The organism is Nocardia aurantia (genome assembly GCF_009604425.1).
GTDB lineage: Bacteria > Actinomycetota > Actinomycetes > Mycobacteriales > Mycobacteriaceae > Nocardia > Nocardia aurantia.
Window position 1 is genome coordinate 423,808 of record NZ_WEGI01000002.1, and the last position, 16,988, is coordinate 440,795.

At 69.5% G+C, this 16,988-nt stretch carries 16 protein-coding genes; 3 read left to right on the top strand and 13 right to left on the bottom strand.

Translation table 11 applies throughout. The features are described from left to right. Positions 1-60: 60 nt before the first annotated feature. From NRB56_RS05375 to NRB56_RS05435, 13 genes are all read right to left on the bottom strand, one after another. Positions 61-915, bottom strand: coding sequence for an ABC transporter permease (locus tag NRB56_RS05375; protein ID WP_153339350.1), 855 nt, complete (start codon positions 913-915; stop codon positions 61-63). Further along, positions 916-1,782 (bottom strand): MlaE family ABC transporter permease, encoded by an 867-nt coding sequence (locus NRB56_RS05380; RefSeq protein ID WP_319942586.1) that lies wholly within the window; start codon positions 1,780-1,782, stop codon positions 916-918. It lies immediately after the preceding gene. Between the two features lies 1 nt (position 1,783). Further along, positions 1,784-2,593, bottom strand: coding sequence for a hypothetical protein (locus NRB56_RS38225; protein ID WP_194290730.1), 810 nt, complete (start codon positions 2,591-2,593; stop codon positions 1,784-1,786). A gap of 33 nt (positions 2,594-2,626) precedes the next feature. Further along, positions 2,627-3,907 (bottom strand): MlaD family protein, encoded by a 1,281-nt coding sequence (locus NRB56_RS05390; protein ID WP_153339351.1) that lies wholly within the window; start codon positions 3,905-3,907, stop codon positions 2,627-2,629. Continuing rightward, the gene (locus NRB56_RS05395) at positions 3,904-5,037 is read right to left on the bottom strand and encodes an MlaD family protein (protein WP_153339352.1); all 1,134 of its coding nucleotides are present in this window, start codon (positions 5,035-5,037) and stop codon (positions 3,904-3,906) included. Before NRB56_RS05395 ends, NRB56_RS05390 begins: the two co-directional genes overlap by 4 nt. Then, the gene (locus NRB56_RS05400; RefSeq protein WP_153339353.1) at positions 5,034-6,137 is read right to left on the bottom strand and encodes an MCE family protein; all 1,104 of its coding nucleotides are present in this window, start codon (positions 6,135-6,137) and stop codon (positions 5,034-5,036) included. Before NRB56_RS05400 ends, NRB56_RS05395 begins: the two co-directional genes overlap by 4 nt. Then, positions 6,134-7,186: an MCE family protein gene (locus NRB56_RS05405; protein WP_153339354.1), complete on the bottom strand. Its 1,053-nt coding sequence runs from the start codon at positions 7,184-7,186 to the stop codon at positions 6,134-6,136. The genes NRB56_RS05400 and NRB56_RS05405 overlap by 4 nt, the downstream gene beginning before the upstream one ends. A gap of 4 nt (positions 7,187-7,190) precedes the next feature. Further along, a complete protein-coding gene (locus NRB56_RS05410) occupies positions 7,191-8,228 on the bottom strand; it encodes an MCE family protein (RefSeq protein WP_153339355.1) in 1,038 nt (345 codons plus the stop codon). Then, positions 8,228-9,526, bottom strand: a complete 1,299-nt coding sequence (locus NRB56_RS05415; RefSeq protein ID WP_153339356.1) for an MlaD family protein — start codon at positions 9,524-9,526, stop codon at positions 8,228-8,230. Before NRB56_RS05415 ends, NRB56_RS05410 begins: the two co-directional genes overlap by 1 nt. Positions 9,527-9,590: 64 nt before the next feature. After that, positions 9,591-10,877, bottom strand: coding sequence for a cytochrome P450 (locus tag NRB56_RS05420; protein ID WP_153339357.1), 1,287 nt, complete (start codon positions 10,875-10,877; stop codon positions 9,591-9,593). 450 nt (positions 10,878-11,327) lie between these two features. Next, positions 11,328-12,050: a TetR family transcriptional regulator gene (locus NRB56_RS05425; protein WP_319942587.1), complete on the bottom strand. Its 723-nt coding sequence runs from the start codon at positions 12,048-12,050 to the stop codon at positions 11,328-11,330. Between the two features lie 210 nt (positions 12,051-12,260). Further along, complete coding sequence (locus NRB56_RS05430; protein WP_153339358.1) at positions 12,261-12,983, bottom strand: hypothetical protein; 723 nt, start codon at positions 12,981-12,983, stop codon at positions 12,261-12,263. Next, positions 12,971-13,897, bottom strand: coding sequence for a hypothetical protein (locus NRB56_RS05435; protein ID WP_319942588.1), 927 nt, complete (start codon positions 13,895-13,897; stop codon positions 12,971-12,973). Before NRB56_RS05435 ends, NRB56_RS05430 begins: the two co-directional genes overlap by 13 nt. A gap of 630 nt (positions 13,898-14,527) precedes the next feature. Between NRB56_RS05435 and lspA the strand changes: the two genes are divergently transcribed. From lspA to NRB56_RS05450, 3 genes are all read left to right on the top strand, one after another. Then, positions 14,528-15,175: a signal peptidase II gene (gene lspA, locus NRB56_RS05440; RefSeq protein ID WP_153339359.1), complete on the top strand. Its 648-nt coding sequence runs from the start codon at positions 14,528-14,530 to the stop codon at positions 15,173-15,175. 92 nt (positions 15,176-15,267) lie between these two features. Beyond that, positions 15,268-16,176: an RluA family pseudouridine synthase gene (locus tag NRB56_RS05445; RefSeq protein WP_153339360.1), complete on the top strand. Its 909-nt coding sequence runs from the start codon at positions 15,268-15,270 to the stop codon at positions 16,174-16,176. Next, entirely contained in the window at positions 16,169-16,843 is a 675-nt protein-coding gene (locus tag NRB56_RS05450) for a hypothetical protein (protein WP_153339361.1), read from the top strand. Before NRB56_RS05445 ends, NRB56_RS05450 begins: the two co-directional genes overlap by 8 nt. Positions 16,844-16,988: the final 145 nt, after the last annotated feature.

The window sequence follows — 16,988 nt, forward strand, 5'->3', positions numbered from 1 at the left end:
CGCTATGCCGTATTTGAAAACGAAGGTCTCGAGAGAAGTGAATACCGTTCTCACACCGCATCACCCACTGATCCGCGCGCCGGCGTCGAATCCCCACAACGCCATCGTCATGAGCAGGTTGACGCAGATCATCACCGTGATGCCGGCCCGCATGGCCCGCCCCGCGGCCACGCCGACGCCCTCCGGGCCGCCGCTCGAGTAGTAGCCGTAGTAGCACTGGATCGTGGTCGTGATGATCACGAAGACAACGGCTTTCACCAGCGAGTAGACGACGTCGGTACCGCTGAGCACCATGCGGAAGTAGTGGTCGTAGGTACCGGGCGACTGACTGCCCGCCAGCCCGATGGTCAGTTGCACCGCAAGGAAATTCACCACCAGGCACACGACGTACAGCGGCACGATCGCCGCGATCGAGGCCATCAGCCGGGTCGTCACCAGATAGGGGATCGAGCGGATCGCCAGCGTCTCCATCGCGTCGATCTCCTCCGAGATCCGCATGGCGCCCAGCTGGGCGGTGAAACGGCAGCCCGCCTGCGAGGCGAAGGCGATCGACGCCATGATCGGGGCGAGCTCCCGGGTCGAGGCGGTCGCGGAGATCAGGCCGGTGGCCGGGCCGATGCCGAGCAGTTTCAGCGCGCTGTAACCCTCGATCCCGACCAGCGCCCCGGCGCTGCCGCCGAGCACGATGATGATCCCGGCCGTGCCGCCGCCGACGATCAGCGAGCCGTTGCCCCAGGTGACGACGGAGATCAGCCGCACCAACTCGCGGCGGTAGTGCCGCAGCACGATCGGTATCGAGGCCAGCGACTTCAGGAAGAACAGCGCCATGTGGCCCAGCCGCATGAACAGCTTCGCCGGCGGGTCGGCGGCCCGGACGATCGTGCCGAGCGACAGGGGGTAATACTGCGCGGCCATCTAGAGCGCCGCCCGCGGGAACAACATCGTGTAGATCTCCGTGAAACCGACGTTCACCAGCATCAGCAGCACGATCGAGGCGACCACCGTCGCGTTCACCGAATCGGCCACGCCGCTGGGACCGCCCTTGGTGCTCAAGCCCTTCTGGCACGCGACGATCGTCACGATCAGGCCGAACACCACCGCCTTCACCACCGCCAGGTACATATCGCCGATGGTGGCGAAGGAGGAGAAGGTCGCCACGAAACTGCCCGGCGTACCGCCCTGGATGTAGACGTTGAACAGGTAGCCGGCGAGGAAGCCGACGAAGGCGGACAGGCCGGTCAGACCGACGGCGACCACCACGCCCGCAGCGACCCGCGGCACCACCAGCCGGCGCATCACCGGCACGCCCATGACCTCCATCGCGTCGATCTCCTCGCGGATGGTCCGCGAGCCCAGATCGGCGCAGATCGCCGAGCCGACCGCGGCCGCCAGCAGCATCGCGGTCACCACGGGAGCGGCCTGCCGGATCACCGCCAGCCCGCTGGCCGCGCCCGCGAGCGAGGTCGCGCCGACCTGCCCGGCGAGCAGGCCGAACTGGATGGACAGCGTGGCGCTGATCGGCAGCGCCACCGCGATCGTCGGCAGAATCGACGTCTTGATCATGAACGCCGACTGCAAGACGAACTCCCGGAAGGCGAACTTCCCGGTCACGAGGTCGAAGAACAGATACTGGAAGGCCCGCACGCCCATCACGAACTGCGCGCCGACGGTCTCCAGCGAGGCGATCGGATGCCGTCGCAGATAACCCCGGGCCCAGCCTTTGATCGCGTCGACCGGCGCCGGCCCGGAGGGCCGATCGATCACCAACTCACCGGCAGTCACATCAGACCATTTCCACTTTGGCGGCCAGCCAGTGGCCGCCGACGCGCTGCATCGTCATCAGGATGCGGCTGCGGTCGACGCGCGGATCGGGGCTCGCGGAGTTGCTGACCTCCTGGTCCACGAACAGCATGACCTCCACGCGATCCACGGACGCGGACTTGATGCTGGCGTCCACGACCCGGCCCTTGCTGACGGCCTTGTTCTGCACCAGCAGGGTTTTCAGCTGGGTGCTGGACTGGGCGTACATATCCTTGAAGTCGCCGGTCGCGCCGCCGAGCACGTCGGTGAAATTCTGGTCGATATGCTGGGAGTCGATGCTGGTCAGCGTGACCACGTAGGACTGGGCGGTGGCCGCGGCCTCCCGGGCCGCGGCATCCACTCGGTCCCGGTTGTGCAGCTTCCAGGCGAAGACCACGGCGAGCACCGTGGCCACGACCAGCAGCACGGCGCCGGCGGCGAGGCCGCCGCGCAGGAGCAGGCGCCGGCGTCCGGGCTCGGCCCCGGTCTTTCCGGCCGGGCCGGCTTTCGCGGTACCGGCGGACGTGTCGGCGGTCGCGGCAGGCGCCACGGCGAGTGCCGCGGAAGGCTCGTCGGCGACTGTGCCGGAAGGCTTCTCGGCGCCGGCGGCGGAAGCCTTCGCACCACTCGCGGCGGCAGGCTCGTCACCGCTTGCGGCGGAGGACTCTTCGGCGCTGGTTTCGGGCGCCTTCGCCTCCGACTCCGAGACACTCTGTCCCGTAGTCGATTTCGTGGCATCGGTCGCTTCGTCGGTGTCGGCTTCGAGCACCGTCCCCGGTGTCGTCTTCTCCATTGAAGGCCTCCCTGCAATCATCGGAAGTACGGGCTATCTGGGCACATAGGGACCGCCGTAGGGGGTCGGCATCGTCTGCGGCTGCCGCGGCGTGGGGTCGGCGGTCGCGAGCGGATCCGCTCCCGGCGGCGGATTCAGCGTGTCGTCGCCGGGCGGGCGGGGCGCGTTGCGGGCGCCGCGCGGCACCAGGGTCGGATCCGGATCCCGGCAATCGGCGTAGAGGTACGGCTCGGGGAAATTCGGCGCGCTCACCGGCAGCCGCGGGGTGTCGTAGTCGCACTGCTTGCGCGGGTAGATGCTGGCCAGCGCCCAGGCGTAGCCGTCGTGGAAGGCCGAGGTCAGCCGGTCCGCCGCCGAACCGTCGCGCTGCGTAGGGAAGAACACCTCGCGCATCGCGGGCACGTGCAGATAGGACATCTGCGCCACGGTCGCCAGACTGCCCAGCAGCTGGACCATCGTCGGCGAATTGTCGGCGATGATGCCGTCCATCGTCCGCAGCGCGTCCGGGGTGAGCCCCACCAGCGTGGTGTAGCCGCCGGTCATCTTCTCCACCCCGGCGAGCGTGCTGTCCAGATCGGCCGCGGTGGCCCGCAGGCCCGGCGCGAGATCGCGGACGGTGCCGAGCACCACCCGGCTGTTGCGCAGCAGGTCGGTGGTCTGCGGCAGGACCCCGCCGAGGGTATCGAGCAGGAACACCCCGCCGTTGACGATCGCGGTGAGCTTCTCCGGCCCGGCCGAGCTCACGCCCAGCTCCTGCACGATGGCGTGCAGTTTCGCCGGATCCAGCTGCACGATGGTGCCGTTCAGGTCGCCCAGCAGCTGGGCCAGGGTGACCGGGGTCGTGGTCCGGTCCACTCCGATGACCGCGCCGTCGGCGAGGTAGGGCCCGGAGCTCTTGGTGGGCACGAAGTCCAGGTACTGCTCACCCGCCGCGGACAATCCGAGGACGCGCGCGTCGCTGTCGGCGGGGATGTGCACGTTGCCGTCGATGACGGCGATCGCGGTCACCCCGCCGGTGCCGATGTCCACCGACGACACCCGGCCGACCCGCACACCGCGCACGGTGACGTCCCGATCCGCCAGCAGGCCACCGGAATCGCGCAGGTGCACCCGGACCGCATAGGTCGAGTGCAACGGATTCACCTGGAGCGAACCGAAGGTCAGGTAGGACGCGCCCAGCAGCAGCACCGCGACGAGGGCGACCAGTGACACCACGGCCCGCTGCCGGGTCAGGAAGCCGAACACCCCGACCACCACCCCGGCCACCGCGTCGACGGGTCCGGAACTGCTTGCGCGCCCGGCATTCTCGCTCATCGTCCCGGTCCGATCACGCGGTCGTGCAGCCGGCCGAGGGTATAGGCCAGCGAGCCGACGAAGTTGGCCCAGTCGGTTCCGTCGGGCACCTTCGCCGTCGGATCGCCGGGGAAGTTCGGGTCGGGCCCGGTGCCGAGCGCGAACTGGATGATGTCGGCGTCGGCGGTGGCGCCGGTGGCGTTGGCGACCTTGCCGCCGACGATCGCGAAGGTCTTGTTGAGCGAATCGAGGTTCGCCTCGGGATCGGTTGCGGCGGTGTTGAGTCCGGCGGCGAGGTTGTTCAGATCGGTGACGATGCTGCGCCCCCCGGTGCCGTTGATCGTCGGGAACTTCTGCAGCAGTAGGGCGATCCGGTTCAGCCGGCCGACCAGGTCGACGATGTTCCGGGTATTCGACCCGATGGCGTCCAGCGCCGGTCCCGCGGCGGCCACGGCATCGTTCACCGTGGACTGTTGCGCGGCAACGGTATCGGTGAGCGCGGCGGCGTCACGTACCGCGGACCGAATCTGATCCGAACGCGCCGACAGGGTCCGGACCAGCTGGGTGGTCTCGGCGATGAGGTCGGCGAGTCGGTCGCCGCGGCCGTCGAGTTCGGCACCGGCGCCGTTGATCACCTTGGTCAGATCACGGATCACGCCACCGTTCACCAGCAGTGCCGCACGGGTCAGCACCTCCTCGATCGTCGCGGCGGCCGAGGTGCCGGACTGCGGGATGGCGTCGCCGTCGCGCAGCGTCCGGCCGCCCGCGACGGCGGGGTCCGGCGGCGGGGTGAGCGCGATGAACACATCGCCCAGCGGTGTGGCCGAACGCAATTCGGCCGTCGTGCCGACCGGCAGGGACACCCCGGACCGGACCCGCACGGTGACCACCGCGTTGTAGTCGTGCGCCCGCATCGACTCGACCTGGCCGACGTCGGCGCCGTTCACCTTCACCGGCGCCTTCGCCGGCAGGTTGAGCGCGTTGGCGAAGGTGGCGGTCAGGTGATAGCTCGGGCCGATCGACGGCGCCGGCAGCGGCACCTGATCCAGTCCGCCCGAGGAGCAACCGGCCGCGGCCAGCGCCAGCACCACCACCGGCAGTACCGCGCCGGTGCCGCGTCGCACATTCGAACTCGTTGTACCCGAACTCATTTCGGCAACCCCGCGATTCCGGCCAGCATGGCCACCACCCCGAAGTCGGGGCCCATGTCCGACATCTTGCCGGTGTTGCAGCCCAGCTGTTTCAGATCCAGCAGGTTGCACACCTCCTTGACCATCTGCCCGTCCAGGACGACCTTGTCCACGTTGATGTGCACCCGGCCGACGCGCAGATCGGGATCGACGACGGCGTAGGCGTTGTCGACCGCCAGCGGGAACAGGTCCATGAACTCCGCGATGTTGCGCTGGTAATCCGACAGGCTGCGCATCATCACGTTCGCGTTGCCGGCCGTCGAGGCGATCGCGCCCCGGTTGCGCTGCATGAGATCGGTGGTGGCCGCGAGGATCTGGTTCAGCTTCGCGCCGGTGTCGCCGGTGCCGAGTTGCTGGTCGGCCAGCAGATCGCTCAATTGGTGCACGCCGGAACCGAAGTCGCGGATCTGCTGATCGTTGGCCGCGGCCGCCGCGGTCAGCGAGTCCAGATCGGTGACGATCTTCGTGACCGCGTCCTTGGTGGCCGCGCCTTGGTCGGGACCGGTGCGCAGCGCCCCGGCGAGCTGGTCCAGGGCCGCCTTGATGTCCTCGCCGTGCCCGGCGGTCGACGCGCCGACGTCGACCAGGCCCGCGATCGGGCCGTGCCCGGCGCCGTCGCCGTCCAGCGATTTCGAGAGTTTGTCGGCCATCGCCAGCACACTGTCGAATTCGATCGGGGTCCGGGTGTGGTCCGGGTCCAGGGTGGCGTGGTCGCGCAGCACCGGGCCGCCGCGATAGGGCGGGGTGAATTCGACGTGCCGGTCGGTGAGCACCGAATCCGACACCGTCACCGCCGTCGCGTCGGCCGGGATCGGCACCGAGCTCCGCACGCTCATCCGCACCTCGACGTAGGCGCCACGCTGGGTGATGGACTCGACCTTCCCGATCTTCATGCCCAGCATGTCGACCGCGTTGCCGACGTACAGGCCGGCGGCGTTGTCGAACTGGGCGGTCACGGTGAGGGTGCCGTCGCCGGAGAACGGCCCGGCGGCGGCGCCCACGGCCACGACGGTGAGCACGATCAGCAGCGCCAGCACGATCCGGCGGGACAGTCTGCTCATTTGCAGTCCTTCGTGTACGGAGCGATGTCGACCTGCGGCGCCCGACCGACCAGGGCACACATGAACGAGTCGAGGAAGGCGCCGTAGGGCGCGTTGGCGTCCAGTTCCGGGCCGGTGCCGGTGAGGTTGGCCCACGATCGCCACGGCACCGGGAGGATCTGCAGGAGGTTGCGCAGCAGGTCGTCGTGCCGGCTCAGCATCCCCGTCATCTCGTTCAGATTGGTGAGCAGGCCCTGGAGTTCGGGCTGATCGTCCACCACGAGCGGCTTCAGCGAGTCGATCAGGTGACTGCTCGCCGCGATCATCGACTCGATCGCCTGCCGGCGGGCCTGCACCTCGGCGAGCAGGCTGCGGCCCTGGGTGACCAGGGAACCGATGTTCGCCTGCTGCGCCCGCACGATCTCGGTGAGTTTCGCGGTACTGGCCAGCAGCGCGCCGAGTTGATCGCGGCGCTGGGCGATCACCGCCGACAGGGTCTTCACGTTCTGCATCGCCGCGGGCACCAGCGCGGGCAGGCCGGTCAGCTGGCCGGACAGATCGGTCAGCGCCTGCCCCACCTGGTCGGCGTCGACCTGGTCGAAGGTGCGGGTCACATCGGTCAGCGCGGATTGCAGATCGTAGGGAACAGTGGTGTGCGCCAGCGGGATTCGTCCGGCACTGCCGGGGCCCCGGGGGGCGAGCTCGACGTATCGGTTGCCCAGCAGCGTGGTCAGTTTGATGGCGGCGGCGGTGTCGGCGCCCAGCGGCACGTCGTGGTGCACGCTCAAGGTCACCGTCACGTGGTCGCCCGCGAGCCGGATATCGGCCACATGGCCGACCGGGACGCCCGCGACCGTGACCTGATCGCCCGCGCCGAGCTGGGCGGCCTGCGCGAAATCGGCCTCCAGCCGGCGGTCGCCGACATTGAGCGAATTGATCCCCAGGGCCGCCAGGATCACCACCACCAGCAGGCCGATGGCGGCGAAGCCGAGCCACACTCGCGGATATTCCTCGAGTGGTAAGCGCCGCAGGCGATTTCCGGAACTCTTCAATCGTTGACCGATGCTCATCTGCTCACCTGCATTTCGAGGTGTGCTTGGCGACCCCGCCCGGGGTCGCGCTGTCGACGATCTCCGGGATCAGCGGGCCCAGTCCGGGAGTGAGGGACAACCGCACGTCGCAGGGGTAGGCCTCCACGTACGCACCGTCCTGCGTCATCCGGGCCATCCCCTTCAGCACCAACGGCAGGTTGTCCCCCATCAATTCGAACTTGTTCTTGTTGTCGACGAAATGCTGGGCGAAACCTGGCTCGCGATTGATGAATTCGCTCAGCGCGGGCCGGTCCGCGACGATGATCTGGGAGGCACGGCCGACCACCTTCGCGATCTCGTCCACCGAGTCGAACAGCGCCTGGCGGTTGGCGTCCAGCCCCTCGAAGACCGTGCGGGTCTGCTGGATGACCGTGGTCAGGTTGCCGCTCTGCTTCGCCAGATTGTCCACGATGGTGGTGAGATTCGTGATCACCCGGCCGAGCATCTCGTCCGGTCCGGCGAAAGTCTCTGCCAGCTGGGTGGTTTCGGCGATCAGCGTGGTGATCGCGCCGTTGTCGCCCTGTAGCGCCCGGATCAGCGCGCCGCTGATGTTGTCGACCGCCTTGTGGTCCAGGGTGCCGAACAGCGGCTCGAAACCGTTGAGCAGCTTGGAGATGTCGAACGACGGCTCGGTGCGCTCGATCGGGACCTCGGCGCCGGGCCGCAGCGCGGCGAGGTCGCCCTGCCCGCTGCGCGCGATGCCGAGGTACCGCTGCCCGATCAGATTCTGGTAGGTGACCGATACGGTGCTGTCGCCGTAGAGGACCTGATCGTTCTGCACCCGGAAGCCCACGCGGGCAACGGTTCCGGCGAGGCCGATCGACTCGACCCGGCCGACCCGGACGCCGGCCACGCGCACGTCGTCGCCGACCCGCAGCCCGGACACATCGCTGAACAGCGCCGAATACTTCGACGTGCCGCCCGCGACACCACGTTCCAGGGTGACCACGACCGTCCAGCTCAGCACCGCCGAGACGATCAGGAAGACCACCAGTACCACCAACGACCGGCGATAACTCATCACGAACCTCCGTTCGGGTCCGGTGCGACCGTGACGGTCGTGCCGCGCACCAGCGGGCCGAACAGCAGGTCCGCGGCGGCGTTCGGCGGCCCGCCGAGGATGCCCGCGATCTGCTGCTGTTCCTGTGGGCTGCCGACCGGACCGATGTCGGGTCCCAGCGAGGCCGGGGGCCGGAAGTTCTTCGGATCCAGGCCGGACGGCAGTTGCCCGGCGGCGGGCGTCGCCTCGGTCGGGCCGGTGACGCAGCTCGGACCGGCCAGATCGCCGTAACGGGGGCAGTCGGCCCGGGTGTACTGCCGGTTCGGGGTCATCTGCACGATGACCTTGGCGGTGATCCGCTGGGTGTCGGGATTCCACAGACCGACGAAGGCGGTGGTCAGCCTCGTCACCGACAGGGTGATCCGCGGGAAGGTGGCGGCGCCGTCGCCGAGAGCGTCCAGCGCCGGTCCCATGTGGCCGGTCATGTCGACGATCTGGTCGATGCGGCGGTCCAGCGCGTCCCCGACCGTGCCGGTGGTGTGCAGCCCGCCGCTCAGCAGCGCGGTGAGCTGCTCGCGCTGTTGCGCGATCGTCAGCATCGGCACCACCGAGTGGTGCAGGGCATCCAGCAGTTCCGGTGCGGTCGTCTGCAATTCGCGCAGCGCGGCGGACAGCGCGTCCAGGGTGGTCGGCGAGTCCTGGGTGGAGACCACCGACCGCAGTGCGGCAACGATCTGCCGCAGCTGCGAGCCGGCGTCACCGAGCGCCGCGCCGCGCCCGTCGGTGGCGGTGGCAAGCGTCGCGAGCATGCCGACCGCGGAGTCCGTGCCCTGCCTGCCGACCGCCGCGACGATCTGCCGCAGCTGATCCAGCGAGGTCTGCAGGCGCACGGTGGCGAGGCTGCGGTCCTGAGCGATCCGGCTGCCGGAGACCAGCGCCGGCGCGGATCCGTTGTCCAGCAATTGGATCGACGGCACCGCGAACACATTGCTGGGCACCACCCGGGCGGTGACCGTAGCGGGGATGTGCGGTGCGTACTCGGGGCCGAGCCGGATGTGCACCTCGTTCGTCCCGGCCGCGGCCGCCGGGGTGACGTCGGTGACGAAACCGACCCGGACTCCCTCGTACTTCACATCGGATTTCGGTGGCAGGCCGTCGCCCACGTTCGCCATGACGGCCACGACGGTCACGGACTTGCGAAATACCCCTTGCGAATTCGCAATCATGGCCGTCGCGGCGACGGCGGCGACGGCGACGAAACAGATCCCCGTCAACAGCAGTTTCGCCGCCGACGGACCGCGGCCGTCTGGTTCGAACATGGTCGACACGTGCTACCTACCTACCTGCTGGCTGCTACTCCGATGTGGCGCCGATCCGGGGGTCCTAGCGAGCGGGTCCCGGGGTGAACCGAATGTGCAGATCGGTGAGGCCGCGCAGGATGAAGGTCGGCTCGAAGGTGTAGCGCCGCGCGTCGGCCGGGCCGTGCTTGTCCTCGTCGATGGTGATGTCGAGCATCCGGTCGAGGATCCGCTCGATCGACACCCGGCCCTCGACCCGCGCGAGCGGGCTGCCGGGGCAGGTGTGCGGGCCGCGGCCGAACGCGATGTGCTCGCGGAAGTTCGGGCGGTCGACGCGGAACTCGTGCGGGTTCTCGAAGCGCTGCGGGTCGCGGTTGGCCGCACCCGGGCACACCATGACGATCGAGCCGGCCGGTACCGGGACGTCGCCGATGCTGGTGGTCTTCTTCGCCAGCCGGAAGCTGCTCTTGACGGGAGCGTGCAGCCGCAGGGTCTCCTCGATGAAGGCGGGGATGAGGCTGCGGTCGGCCCGCAACGCCTGCTGCAGTTCGGGCTGATCGCCGAAGACCCGCATCACCGCGGCGAGCAGTTTGGCGGTGGTCTCCTGGCCGGCGCCGAACACGAAGGTCGCGGTGCGGACGACGTCGAGCACCTCGGGGGTGCTGCCGTCGGGGTACTTGGCCAGGGCCAGCTGGGTCAGCACGTCGTCGCGCGGGTTCTCGCGGCGGTCGCTGATGTAGGCGGAGAACTTCTCGTCCAGGTAGACCAGCGGGTTGGCCTCGACGATGTCGCCGTCGATCGCGCCGACCCGGCTGCCGGGCCGGTCGCCGGTGAGCACCCAGCGGAACTCCTCGTGGTCCTCCTCCGGCACGCCGAGCAGATCGGCGATCACCAGCAGCGAGAACGGCTTCGCGTAGTCGGCGACGAATTCGGAGCTGCCGTTGGCGACGAACTCGTCGAGCACCCGGTCGGCCAGCCGCCACATGAACTCTTCGTTCTCCTTGAGCCGGGCCGGGGTCAGCAACCGGCTCAGCAGGGAACGCGCGGTGGTGTGGTCCGGCGGATCCATGGTGACCATGTGCTCGTACATCGGCAGCTGCGTGCGATGCTCGGCGATGAGCGCGCCGATGTCGTCGCCGACCGGCTCGAACGGCAGCGGCGGGAACGGGCCGCCGACCGCGATACACGACGAGAAATTCCCGTCCGTGTCCCGCAGCACCTTGTCGGATTCTTCGTATCCGGTCACCGCGAGCACTCCGTAGTGCGGCTCACGAACGACCGGGCACTTGGCGCGCAGATGGTCGTAGTACGGATACGGATCCGGAACGAGCGCGGGATCGGTGAAATAATCGACCGTGTCGAAGTCGGTCATGAAAACTCCTGGATCTGGTCATCGAGAAAAGGACGACTCGAAGCGGCGACCGGCATTTTCTACCGGCCGATCGCGAAACTCTCCGGCACGTGCCGACGGACCTTGCCTGCGGCGAATATCTACCGGCAGTGGACCGTTCGGCGGGGGGCTGTGCGCCGGTGGCGGCTTTTTCCCGATTGGCTTCCGCGAAGATTGTGCCGACCGTCACAGGCCCGAGTCAATAGGTGCCGGAAAGGTATTCGATGATGTTTCTGAATATTTTCCGGGGTACAGGGGAATGCGCCTCCTGCCCCCTGCGCAACAGGCGTCGAGAATGCGGTGACCGGCTTTGCGCAGTCACCCGACGATATTGTTCACAATGTATTTCCGCCGATCGGATATTCGATCGGAATCACCACCCCCCGTTCGATCGCCGATACCGACCGGCGCCCGGACGGTGTCCGGATCCGGTCAGCCGGTGCCGTGGCGATGCGCGGGCGACTCCGGATCCGAATCCGTCGATGCGGGACGACCCTCGGCACGCCGGCGCAGCGGCGCCATGACGGCGGGGTCGAGGTAGAAGGGTTGTTCCTGTCCGGGCGCGGGCCGGCGGTTCAGCGCCTGCCCGGCGGGGATCTCGTTGTTCACGGTGAGCCGCCGGACCACCCGCTCCAGGGTGGGCAGGATCTCGCCGATCTCGATGGTCCGCTCGGCGAACCGGGCGATCAGCGCGTAGATCATGTTGGTCAGCACCAGGCCGACATCCGCGACGTACTCCGGATCCGCTCCGCCGAAGATCTGACCGGCGACCGGGACCACCGCGTCGAAGCCCTGCACGTCCAGACTCGTACCACCCGGGCCCGAACGCGCCCGATGGAACGCCTCCAGCATCCCCGGACTGCGTTCCCACGGCTGGAAGACGCTGCGCAGCAAGCGCATCAGACCCTCGTACACCGTCTCTTCGGGAGCCGGCGCGGCCAGGTCCGGATAGGCGTTGACCGCCATCCAGTCCACGATCGCCGCGACGATCAACTCGTCGCGGGTCGAGAAGAGTTTGTAGACGGTGGCCAGCGAGGCCTGCGACAGCCGCGCCACCCGGCGCAGTTGCACCGAGTCGTAACCCTCGGTCTGCAACAGCGTGAGCACGACCTCGATGATGCGCTCCCTCGGGTCGCGGCCAGCCGCTCTGCTCACGCCGGAACTGTAACACGGTTACTAGAGTAACCGGGTTATCCTCTCGCGTAAACCATATTCTCTCCAGCGGGACATCGGATTTTCGTAGAGGCCTTCATGATCTCGCGGCAACCCGCCGGCGACGGCGGGACAGCGGCTGGTCGGCGCGAGCCGGGAACGGGTGACGCGGCGGGCCGGCGCGGTCCGGCGAACGGGCACCGGGACCGGTACTCAGGGTCCGGTCAGGCCCTGCAATCGGCTCGCCTGCTTGCCGACGAGGTCGTGCAGGACCGCGGGGTCGATCGCCTTCGGCGAGGTGTCGGCCAGTTGCACGACGCTGGAACCGACCACGGCCACCGTCGCCACGGAATACAGCGTCATGCCCCCGCTGGTGGTCCGCACCTGGAACGAGGCCGAGGCGTCGCCGGTGGCAGGCTGTGCCAGTCCGCCCAGGCGGTAGTGCACGGCGGTGCCGTCGGCATCCGTGCCGTCGTAGCTCCCGCAGTCCCGCAGCAGCGACTGCACGACCGAGAACGCTTGCGCCGCACCGCCGTTGGGATAGCTGGCCACATCGATGTCGATACTGTCGAAATCCGGTGTGGCGTAGTGCACCGCGCCGCGGGCGGACGCGCCCGGCAGCTGATCGGCCACCGGGGCCAGCACGCGCGCGCAGGCCGCCGGTTCGGTGCGCGAGTGGTCCGGTTGCGCGGGACCGTCTTTCGCCGGCGGGCCGTCCTCGAGCTGGGTGTAACCCGGCGGTAGATCGGCGGTGGTGAGCAGCTTCGCCCGCAGCGCGACCGAATCGGTGAGCCCCGGCGCGGCCGGCGGCGCGACGGTCACCGCGGTGCCCAGGCCCGGCAGCGCGTCACCGTGATGGGCGGAGCCGCACCCCGCGGCCAGCACGGCCGGCACGGCCACGGCGGCCACCAGCGGTCCGCGGCTCAGTCGCCCCATTGCACCTGCGTGCTGATGTCCTGGCACAGCGCGACCGAGGTACGGGGATCGCGGTACACCTGCCGGCCGCCGACCCGCACCGACCCCGAGACCGGCAGCGGCAGACCGAGATCCACCGTGATGGTGCCGGCGCCGTGCATCAGATAGTCGACGATGTCCAGCGATCCGGCGCTGTTGGGCAGATTCCACACCGTCGAGGTGGGCTTCTGCGTGACGTCGAGCTGGATGGTGAGCAGATTGCCGTCACGGCGGGTCAGGGTCGCGGTGGTGACCTGCACCAGTGGGAAACCGCTGGACACCCGCTGCCGGACCTTCCAGATCGCCCCCTCGCCCACCGGGTCGGGCGGGAAGGCGATGGATTGGTAGACCGCTTGGTAGAAGGCCTGTTCCAGCGCGGCGCGCGCGGCGTCCGGGGTGGCCGGCTTCGGGGCCAGCCGCAGGGCGGTGATCGCGCCGACGTCGCTGATCGCGAACGCGGCATGCGATCCGTCCGCGGACTGCAACTGCTGGGCCAGCGCGGGATCCGGGGAGGTGGCGGTGCCGAGGGTCAGATCCACGCCCTCGCGGGACACCTGGGCGGTGAGCGGGATGGTGACGGCCGGCGGGGAGAAGTCCCGCATCGGCTGATCGTTGAGCTGCTGCTCGATGTGGTGGTCGGTGCGCAGCGTGACCTGTTGAGTGTGGTCGGTGACGTAGGCGGGACGCAGGACCGATCGGGGCTCGGCGCCGGGTTCGACCAGGGTGGCGACGGACGCCGAGATCGGCATGGTCACCTCTTTGCCCAGCCCGGACGGCTCCACCTCGGCATCGCGTTCGGCGTTGGAGCCGGCCGTGCACCCGGCGGCGCCCAAGCCGGCCAGCGCGACCGCAAGCACCAGTAGCAGTGCACTCGAGCGGGATGGCAACACCGTCACGCCCACAGCGTACGACCGGTTCCTGAAAAACAGCTGGGATGTCGGGCGGCCGTGTCCGATCGGGCTGTATCGGACCGCCGTGGCAGCGGCGCTCGCGCCACAACCACCGCACGACGCCGGACAAGCCACGGCCACAGCCGCCCGACGCGGCCCTGCTCACTGCTGCGCCGGGCAGGCCACAACTACAACGACACCGCTCCAGCCACACCTGCATAGGACCGATCCCGCCACAGCCACAAGCGGTACCGGTCCAGCCATGGCCGCGGCGGTACCGGTCCAGCTGTGACCCTGGCGGTATCGGTCCAGCCGACCGACGGCAGTGCCGGTCCGGCTGTGGCCACGGCAGTGCCGGTCCGGCTGTGGCCACGGCAGTGCCGGTCCGGCCGTGACCCTGGCGGTACCGGTCCAGCCGTGCCGACGGCAGTGCCGGTCCGGCTGTGGCCACGGCGGTGCCGGTCCAGCCGTGACCCTGGCGGTACCGGTCCAGCCGTGACCCTGGCGGTACCGGTCCAGCCGTGACCCTGGCGGTACCGGTCCAGCCGTGCCGACGGCAGTGCCGGTCCGGCCGTGGCCACGGCGGTGCCGGTCCCGGCCGTGGCCACGGCGGTGCCGGTCCGGCGATAGGGGATGATGTGTGCTGTGAGTACCGACCGGCCGCACGAGCAACGCACCGACCAGCACGAGGAGTCGCCCCGATCCGTCGCCGGCGACGAGGGAGCCGCCGTCCCGGAGCCCTCGGCCGCCGCCGCGGAAGCCGTGGGCGTGGGCGTGGCCCCGCGCCCACGTCGGCTACCGGTGCTGCTGGTCGTCGCCGCTTTCGCCTTCGCCGCCGACCTCGGCACGAAGGTCCTGGTCGTGGCGAACATGACGCCCGGCGAGCCGATCTCGATCGTCGGTGACGTGGTCCGGCTGACCCTGATCCGCAACCCGGGCGCCGCCTTCTCCATGGCGACCGGCATGACCTGGCTGCTGACCCTGATCGCGGCGGCGGTGGTGATCGGTGTGATCCGCATCGGGCGGTCGCTGCGCTCGGTGGGCTGGGCGATCGGCCTGGGCCTGGTGCTCGGTGGCGCCGTCGGCAATCTGGTGGACCGCGTCTTCCGCGCCCCCGGCCCGCTGGAGGGCCACGTCGTCGACTTCATCGCGGTGACCCGCTGGTGGCCCGTGTTCAATCTGGCCGACTCGGCCATCGTCTGCGGCGCGATCCTGCTGGTGGCGCTGACCGTCTTCGGCTTCGAACCCGACGGGTCGCACACCCGTCACGAGGCGGCGGCATGAGGGGTCAGGGGCCGAAGGCGGCAGCGGAGCACGATTACGAAGGCGCCCCGCTCATGCCGGATGTGCACAGCGTGAGTCGCGAAACTCGGTCCATGCCGGTGCCCGACGGGCTGGAGGGGATGCGGGTCGACGCCGGCCTGTCCCGGCTGCTCGGGTTGTCGCGGACCGCGGTCGCGGCGCTCACCGAGGAGGGGTCGGTACAGATCGACGGCTCGGCGGCCGGCAAATCGGACCGGCTCACCGCCGGCGCCTGGCTGGAGGTCGCGTTCCCGGAACCGAAGCGGGAGTTGACCGTCGAGGAGACCCCGGTCGAGGGGATGAAGATTCTCTACGCCGACGACGACATCGTGGCCGTCGACAAGCCGGTCGGCGTGGCCGCGCACACCGGCGTGGGCTGGACCGGGCCGACCGTGGTCGGCGCGCTGGCCGCGATGGGCTACCGCATCTCCACCTCCGGCGCGCACGAACGGCAGGGCATCGTGCACCGGCTGGACGTGGGCACCTCCGGTGTGATGGTCGTGGCGCAGTCGGAGCACGCCTACACGGTGCTCAAGCGGGCCTTCAAATACCGCACGGTGGAGAAGCGGTATCACGCGCTGGTGCAAGGACATCCGGATCCGTCCAGCGGCACGATCGACGCGCCGATCGGCCGGGCCCGCGGCAACGACTGGAAGTTCGCGGTGACCGCGGACGGGCGGCCGAGCATCACCCATTACGACACGGTGGAGGCGTTCCAAGCGGCGAGCCTGCTCGACGTCCACCTGGAGACCGGGCGCACCCATCAGATCCGTGTGCACTTCTCGGCGATCCGGCACCCCTGCTGCGGCGACCTGACCTACGGCGCCGATCCGCGCCTGGCGGAGCGGCTCGGGCTGGAACGCCAATGGCTGCACGCCCGTTCGCTGGGCTTCGCACATCCGGCGGACGGCCGCTGGATCGAGATCACCAGCGAGTACCCCGCCGATCTGGCACACGCGCTGGACCTCCTGCGTCATGTCTGACCGGCGTGCGGCGGCGTCGATCGGCGCCGCCGTCGCCGCGATGGTCGCGATCGTCGCACTCGGCGCGGCAACTCCCCCACGCCCCGACGTGATCTCCACCGACCGGCTCGGTCCGGAATCCGGTGAGCCCGTGGGTGATTACCTCGCCCGTGCCCGGGAGTCGTTGTCCGGCACCGACACCGGCGACCACTGGGCCCTGTTGTCCCTGACCACCGGCATCCCCGCCGCGGCGATCCCGGAACACGCGGGCGGACTACGGATCTCCCAGGTGATCCTGCACGTCCCGATCGATCGCGTCTACACCCCGCCGATCATCGTCCCGGTGCCCGCGGGCGATGCCGCCGCCCTGGACGCGCAACACGCCGCCGCCGGCACCCTGCGATACGCCACGCCCGCCGACGACCGCGCCCGGCAGGTCGCCGCGACCGTCACTGCCCGCCTGCGCGCCGACTGCCCCTGCGTCACCGGCCTGGTCCTCCGCGGCGCTCTGGATGAGCTCCGAAACCTGGCCTCCGGCAAGGATGTTCGAGCGATCCAGGTCCTCCCCGCAGACGCGTCCGCAGGCACCTTCGCCCTTGTCCCGTTGCTCCCGGAACAGACCGGCACCGCCGTCCCCGGCCCCGACGACGGCCCGATCCCGGTCCCTGACCCGGTCCCGGCCCCTTGACCTCAATCGCGGTTGACCCCAATCCCGGCCGACCCGGTCACGGCCGACCCGGTCACGGCTGACCCCAATCCCGGCCGACCCGGTCACGGCTGACCCCAATCCCGGCCGACCCGGTCACGGCCGACCCGGTCACGGCTGACCCCAA

What these genes read in the sequence shown, in the direction of transcription:
- NRB56_RS05375 (WP_153339350.1), bottom strand. Translation starts at nt 915, where the DNA reads ATGGCCGCGCAGTATTACCCCCTGTCGCTCGGCACGATCGTCCGGGCC.
- NRB56_RS38225 (WP_194290730.1), bottom strand. Translation starts at nt 2,593, where the DNA reads ATGGAGAAGACGACACCGGGGACGGTGCTCGAAGCCGACACCGACGAA.
- NRB56_RS05395 (WP_153339352.1), bottom strand. Translation starts at nt 5,037, where the DNA reads ATGAGTTCGGGTACAACGAGTTCGAATGTGCGACGCGGCACCGGCGCG.
- lspA (WP_153339359.1), top strand. Translation starts at nt 14,528, where the DNA reads ATGTGTGCTGTGAGTACCGACCGGCCGCACGAGCAACGCACCGACCAG.
- NRB56_RS05415 (WP_153339356.1), bottom strand. Translation starts at nt 9,526, where the DNA reads ATGTTCGAACCAGACGGCCGCGGTCCGTCGGCGGCGAAACTGCTGTTG.
- NRB56_RS05450 (WP_153339361.1), top strand. Translation starts at nt 16,169, where the DNA reads ATGTCTGACCGGCGTGCGGCGGCGTCGATCGGCGCCGCCGTCGCCGCG.
- NRB56_RS05410 (WP_153339355.1), bottom strand. Translation starts at nt 8,228, where the DNA reads ATGAGTTATCGCCGGTCGTTGGTGGTACTGGTGGTCTTCCTGATCGTC.
- NRB56_RS05405 (WP_153339354.1), bottom strand. Translation starts at nt 7,186, where the DNA reads ATGAGCATCGGTCAACGATTGAAGAGTTCCGGAAATCGCCTGCGGCGC.
- NRB56_RS05430 (WP_153339358.1), bottom strand. Translation starts at nt 12,983, where the DNA reads ATGGGGCGACTGAGCCGCGGACCGCTGGTGGCCGCCGTGGCCGTGCCG.
- NRB56_RS05400 (WP_153339353.1), bottom strand. Translation starts at nt 6,137, where the DNA reads ATGAGCAGACTGTCCCGCCGGATCGTGCTGGCGCTGCTGATCGTGCTC.
- NRB56_RS05445 (WP_153339360.1), top strand. Translation starts at nt 15,268, where the DNA reads ATGCCGGTGCCCGACGGGCTGGAGGGGATGCGGGTCGACGCCGGCCTG.
- NRB56_RS05390 (WP_153339351.1), bottom strand. Translation starts at nt 3,907, where the DNA reads ATGAGCGAGAATGCCGGGCGCGCAAGCAGTTCCGGACCCGTCGACGCG.
- NRB56_RS05420 (WP_153339357.1), bottom strand. Translation starts at nt 10,877, where the DNA reads ATGACCGACTTCGACACGGTCGATTATTTCACCGATCCCGCGCTCGTT.